The organism is Brevibacillus sp. MCWH (genome assembly GCF_013096935.1).
Taxonomy (GTDB): Bacteria; Bacillota; Bacilli; order Brevibacillales; family Brevibacillaceae; genus Brevibacillus; species Brevibacillus aydinogluensis.
Map to the genome: position 1 here is coordinate 1 of NZ_SDLF01000152.1, position 454 is coordinate 454.

General features: G+C 49.3%; 1 protein-coding gene. It reads left to right on the top strand.

The features are described 5' to 3' along the window. Window positions 1-18: 18 nt before the first annotated feature. The coding region (locus ETC00_RS19825) for a DUF2254 family protein (protein ID WP_253264350.1) at window positions 19-454 on the top strand (436 nt) is incomplete at its 3' end.

A 454-nucleotide genomic window follows, 5' to 3' on the forward strand; every position in this document is an offset into this window, starting at 1 on the left:
CATGTACAGGTGGGGAAATTGCTAAACGAATTGGAAGCTGATGCAGAACGGGTGATTTCGGATTACAGCGAAAAACAGAAGAACGACATGGAGCTGACCGCGGGCTGGGTGCCGGGTGGAATGGTGAAAACGCTAAAAGCGCAGCAAGACGGCTATATTCAATTTCTTCATTTTGACGAAATTGTCGATTGCGCAAAACAGCAAGAGTTCGAAATTGAAATCCTTCAACGAATCGGGACATACGTCCACGAAGAAACCGAACTGTTCCGGGTTTATGTCAAAGAAGAACGGGACCTGGACATCCACCGGTTTGTGACGATCGGGCAGGAGCGGACTTCTTCACAAGATGTCGATTTTGCCATTCAAAAGATGGTCGAAGTGGCACTTCGGGCGATATCGCCGGGCATCAACGATCCAAACACCGCCAATGGCATCATTTTGCGCATCGGACGGC